Source organism: Variovorax sp. 01T439_2 (genome assembly GCF_056398445.1).
Genome location: NZ_JBFTPJ010000564.1, coordinates 1 through 4,490, shown reverse-complemented (window position 1 = coordinate 4,490; position 4,490 = coordinate 1). Strand labels below are relative to the sequence as shown.

Here is a 4,490-nt window from a genome sequence, read left to right as displayed (position 1 = left end):
TCTTCATCCTCCAGGAGAGTTCAATGCCAAGAGGTGACAAGTCGTCCTATACGGACAAGCAGAAACGCAAGGCCGAGCACATCGAGGAAGGCTACGAGCATCGCGGCGTGGGCAAGGGCGAAGCCGAAAGGCGCGCCTGGGCCACCGTCAACGCCGAGACCGGCGGCGGCAAGAAGAGCGGCAGCGGCCGCGGCAAGGCGGAGAACCACGCGCCCTCGCGCACCGGCGGCCACAAGGGCGGCGCCGCGGCGGCGTCCCGCACGGCCGCCGAACGCTCGGCCTCGGCCAAGAAGGCTGCGGCCACGCGCAAGCGCAACGCCGAACGGCGCAGCGGCTGACTCCCAAACGAAGGCAGGCAATGACACGCGTATCCGAACTGATGACCCGCGGCGTGCGGACCCTGTCGCCGTCCGACACGGTGGCGCTGGCCGCCCAGGCCATGGACGAGCTGGACATCGGCGCCATTCCCGTGTGCGACGGCCAGCGGCTGCTGGGCATGGTGACCGACCGCGACATCGTGCTTCGCGTGGTCGCGCAGACGCGCCCGCTGGACACCGCGCTGTCCGAGGTGATGTCGAAGGACGTCAAGTGGTGCAGCGAGAACGACAACGTCGAAACCGTGATGGACGAGATGGCCGGCTACCAGGTGCGGCGCATGCCGGTGGTGGACCACGGCCGCAGGCTGGTGGGCATGCTGTCGCTGGGCGACACCGCCGCCAAGGGCGACATCGGCAAGGCCGGCGACACGCTCAACATCATCTCCCAGCCGGCCGAGCCCGACCGCTCCGGGCAGTCCGCGGCCAGCGGACCCGCCGGCGGGGGCTCCTCGTAGGTCCGGCGCGGCGCGGGTTCTCTGTTTGTCTGCCTACGGCTTGTGCACGCATCAGCGCTTCGCAGGCAGGCGGATGCGCGGCCCGGGCGTGGTGGAGACGCGCAGCGCTTCCTGCGCCTGGCGCAGGAAGCGCTCATTGCGTGCGCTCGTCTGCGAGGCGACGCAATCGCGCGGAACGACGGCCTCGAGGTCGCGCATGCCCGCGTCGGCCACGGTGGCCCAGATGCACTGGTCGCTGGCCACGCCGGTCACGATCAGCCGCGTGGCCTTGAGATAGGCGAGCAGCAGCTCGAGCGGTGTTGCGAAGAAGGCGGACTGCTTGGGCTTGAGCACGAAGTAGTCCGTTTCCTCGGGCAGCAGCGTCGAGGTGATCTCGGCACCAGCGCCTCCAGCGGCCAGCGACAGTTCCACCAGCTTGGGAAAGTCCGAGCGCCAGCGTCCGCGGTTGTCGTTGACGTAGATGGCGGGCACCCCGGCGCGCGTGCAGCGCGCCTTCAGCGCCGCGATGCGCCCCGCAATGGCATGCGCGCCGGGCAACAGCTTTTCGGCATCGGGAAAGTCCCAGCAACTGATCATGTCGATGATCAGGAGGGCCGTGTGGCCCGCGGCGGGAGCCGGTGCGAGGGCGGGGGGCTGGGATTGCGAGCGGGAAGGCGCCATGGCGGCCCCACCATTCCCAATGGACGGCGCCGCGGCCGTAGGAAAGGCCCGCGTGGCTGCGAAAGTCGCCACCACGCGCGCCGGTCAGGGCCGGCCGGGGCCGCCGCCGCTCAACGGCCTTGCGGCACGCCGAACGCCGCGCGCACTTCGTCGAGCCGTGCTTGCGCGACCTCGAAGCACTCGGCCAATTGCTCCGGCGTGGCCGGTGGATAGCCGGCCGGCGGCTGCAGCGCATTGCCCAGCCGTTCCCAGGCGGCCTCCCAGGCCAGCTTGGCAAGCGCACGGGACTCCGGGTTGGAAGGAGCGGGCATGTTCGTCCTCGGTTGTGGCGAATGGGAGTATGCGCCCGAGGAAAGAAGGGCGGTTTGGCAGAGGCCGCGTAGGAGGCCTCTTTCACAACGACGCGCGTTATCCCGCCCCGCCGGGCCGAAACCTGTCCGACCATCGGCGCGAGGACGACGCCCGCCCTGGGCCTGCTGCAAAGAAGCCACAAGCTAGGCCCGTGCAGGAGAGCCTTCTGTAGGAACCGGCCTCATCGAGATGCACGGATTGCCCCCGTGCACCCAGCCAACCGTTCACAAGGAGTTTTCCCGATGAACAGATCCGCTTTCACCCGGCCTCTTGCCCTTGTTGCCCTTGTCACCGGCGCTTCCTCCGGCATCCGCCCGGAGGCGCACCGCTAAGCCCGGGCCCATGCCATGGACACCCTTTTCAGCTCCGGAGTCGCCCTCGTGGACACGGTCCTCAAGAGCACCGGCGGCAGCGTTGTGGTCTGGAGCGCGGACCCGCAGGCCTACGGCAGCGATCACGAACGGGCCACGCGCAGCAATTTCGCGCAGCGGCTCGCAGCGCTGAAGCAGTTCCGCTACGCGGGCGAATACGACGCCTCGCGCGCGCACGAGAGCACGCCGCTGTACTTCGTGCCGAGCGACACCATCGCCAGCACGCAGCTTGCGCGCTCGCTCGGCATCTCGACGCTGCACGACCTGTTCGGCGGCGTGGTTCCGCACCCCTTCGTCGCCACCAAGGCGATCACGCACCCGCTGGTGGGCAGGGCGGCGGCCTGTCCCGAGGGATGGGAGCCGGCCTTCGCTCCGGCCGTGTCGCAGGCGGTGCTCGGCGGCTTTTCGGCGTTCTCGGTCGAGGACGCGCGATGGGCCGGGCGCCACCTGCTGGAAAGCGGCGCGGTGCGCATCAAGCCGGTGTGCGCCACCGGCGGGCGCGGCCAGGCGATGGCCGCCGATGCCGATGCCCTGGACCGCTGCCTCGCGGCCATGGACGAGAGCGAGATCGCGCTGCACGGCGTGGTGCTCGAAGAGAACCTCGCCAGGCCGGAGACCTACAGCGTCGGGCAGGTGCTGGTCGACCAGATGATCGTGAGCTATTTCGGCCGCCAGCGGATGACGCTCGACAACACCGGCCAGAACGTCTACGGCGGCTCCGACCTGACGCTCGTGCGCGGCAACTTCGATGCGCTGCTGGCCATCACCAGCCCGCCGCCGGCGCTTTGCCTGGCGATCGAGCAGGCGCGGCGCTACCACCATGCGGTGATCGAGTGCTACCCGGGCTTCTTTGCGTCGCGCGTGAACTACGACGTGGCGCAGGGCCTGGGCGCGGACGGCGCCTGGCGCTCGGGCGTGCTCGAGCAGTCGTGGCGCGTGGGCGGCGCCACCGGGGCCGAAATGGTTGCGCTCGAATGCTTCTGGCGCGACCCGGCGCTCGAGCGCGTGCGCATCTCCTGCTTCGAGGCGTAYGGTGAGGCGCCGGCGATCCCGGCGGGCGCAACGGTGCACTACCGCGGCGTCGACTCGCAGATCGGGCCGCTCGCCAAATACGCATTGTTCCAGCCATATGACAGCGACACGACATAACTTCATAGACATATCCGTAGACGGCCAGCACATTGCCGGAACGCTGGTTGCCGCCTCCACGATGGTGCCCGGCGTTCTCCTGGTCCATGGCTGGGATGGCAGCCAGGAGCAGTACATCGCGCGCGCGCACGAGATTGCCGCGCTCGGCTGCGTCTGCCTCACCTTCGACCTGCGCGGCCATGCGCGCCATGCCTCGCTGCGCCAGGAGGTCACGCGCGAGGACAACCTGCGCGACGTGCTCGCGGCCTACGACACGCTCATCAGCCACCCCACCGTCGACCCGCAGGCCATTGCCATCGTCGGCAGCAGCTACGGCGGCTACCTGGCGGCGCTGGTCAGCACCATGCGGCCGGTGCGCTGGCTCGCGCTGCGGGCGCCGGCGCTCTACCGCGACCGCGAGTGGCTCGCGCCCAAGGCTACCTGGGTGCCTTCAAGCGCGTGCGCTCCGCGACCTACCGCGTCATTTCGGGGGCCGACCATGCGCTGTCGAAGCAGGCGCACCGCCAGGCCTATGGACAACTCCTCGTCTCCTGGATGACGGAGATGACGCTGGGCGCCCGGGCGACCGGCACCATGACGCGGCCCGTCTCCGCGAGTCCCGCATAGAAAGACAGGTTTCCCATGCAAACCCCCGCCCTGACCCTGAGCGAAAGGCAACGCTCGACGCTGCGGACCGGCCTCGTCGCGGGAACCCTCGCAAGCTTTGCCTCCACCGCCGCGCTGATGCTGTGCGGCCGCCGCGAGGCCGGCAGCCTTGTGGCGCCGACCAATGCCACCAGCCACTGGCTCTGGGGCGACCGGGCCTTCGATGTGCGCGGCCCCACGCTGAAGCACACCGCGCTCGGCTATGCCACGCACCATGCGAGCGCCATCTTCTGGGCGCTGATCTATGGCTGGCTGCATGCCAGCCGGCATCCCGCGCAGTCGGCTCCCGCGGCGCTCGCGAGCGCCGGCGCCGCCACCGCGCTGGCCTGCGCGGTGGACTACACGATCACGCCGCACCGGCTCAGGCCGGGCTTCGAGCACCACCTTTCGAAGCGCTCCCTGGGGGCGGTCTACGGCCTCTTTGCCCTGGGGCTGGCGGCCGGATGCCTGCTGGCCCAGCGCGGCAACGCGCACGAGTAGTG

6 protein-coding genes and 1 pseudogene are annotated in these 4,490 nt (G+C 69.9%); 5 read left to right on the top strand and 2 right to left on the bottom strand.

What is annotated here, in order from left to right; all coding sequences use genetic code 11:
• Together AC1DOC_RS23310 and AC1DOC_RS23305 are read left to right on the top strand one after the other, a co-directional pair.
• Positions 1–338, top strand: a 338-nt coding sequence (locus tag AC1DOC_RS23310; RefSeq protein WP_478130576.1) for a hypothetical protein, incomplete at its 5' end; no start/stop codon positions are given.
• 20 nt (positions 339–358) lie between these two features.
• Positions 359–832: a CBS domain-containing protein gene (locus tag AC1DOC_RS23305; protein ID WP_478081131.1), complete on the top strand. Its 474-nt coding sequence runs from the start codon at positions 359–361 to the stop codon at positions 830–832.
• Between the two features lie 51 nt (positions 833–883).
• Here the strand turns inward: AC1DOC_RS23305 and AC1DOC_RS23300 are convergent, their stop codons facing one another.
• Together AC1DOC_RS23300 and AC1DOC_RS23295 are read right to left on the bottom strand one after the other, a co-directional pair.
• A complete protein-coding gene (locus tag AC1DOC_RS23300) occupies positions 884–1,492 on the bottom strand; it encodes a cysteine hydrolase family protein (RefSeq protein ID WP_478081130.1) in 609 nt (202 codons plus the stop codon).
• 110 nt (positions 1,493–1,602) lie between these two features.
• Entirely contained in the window at positions 1,603–1,803 is a 201-nt protein-coding gene (locus tag AC1DOC_RS23295) for a hypothetical protein (RefSeq protein WP_012747135.1), read from the bottom strand.
• A gap of 420 nt (positions 1,804–2,223) precedes the next feature.
• On the opposite strand from AC1DOC_RS23295, the gene AC1DOC_RS23290 reads away from it, so the two are divergent.
• The 3 genes and pseudogenes from AC1DOC_RS23290 (at position 2,224) to AC1DOC_RS23280 (ending at position 4,488) form a co-directional block, all read left to right on the top strand.
• The gene (locus AC1DOC_RS23290) at positions 2,224–3,363 is read left to right on the top strand and encodes a DUF3182 family protein (protein WP_412510738.1); all 1,140 of its coding nucleotides are present in this window, start codon (positions 2,224–2,226) and stop codon (positions 3,361–3,363) included.
• Positions 3,344–3,969: pseudogene (locus tag AC1DOC_RS23285) on the top strand (alpha/beta hydrolase family protein). The gene AC1DOC_RS23290 and the pseudogene AC1DOC_RS23285 overlap by 20 nt, the downstream one beginning before the upstream one ends.
• A 15-nt stretch (positions 3,970–3,984) precedes the next feature.
• On the top strand, positions 3,985–4,488 hold the full coding sequence (locus AC1DOC_RS23280; RefSeq protein ID WP_012747138.1) for a hypothetical protein: 504 nt from the start codon (positions 3,985–3,987) through the stop codon (positions 4,486–4,488).
• Positions 4,489–4,490: the final 2 nt, after the last annotated feature.

Coding starts and splice junctions, on each gene's coding strand:
- AC1DOC_RS23305 (WP_478081131.1), top strand. CDS start 359: ATGACACGCGTATCCGAACTGATGACCCGCGGCGTGCGGACCCTGTCG.
- AC1DOC_RS23300 (WP_478081130.1), bottom strand. CDS start 1,492: ATGGCGCCTTCCCGCTCGCAATCCCAGCCCCCCGCCCTCGCACCGGCT.
- AC1DOC_RS23295 (WP_012747135.1), bottom strand. CDS start 1,803: ATGCCCGCTCCTTCCAACCCGGAGTCCCGTGCGCTTGCCAAGCTGGCC.
- AC1DOC_RS23280 (WP_012747138.1), top strand. CDS start 3,985: ATGCAAACCCCCGCCCTGACCCTGAGCGAAAGGCAACGCTCGACGCTG.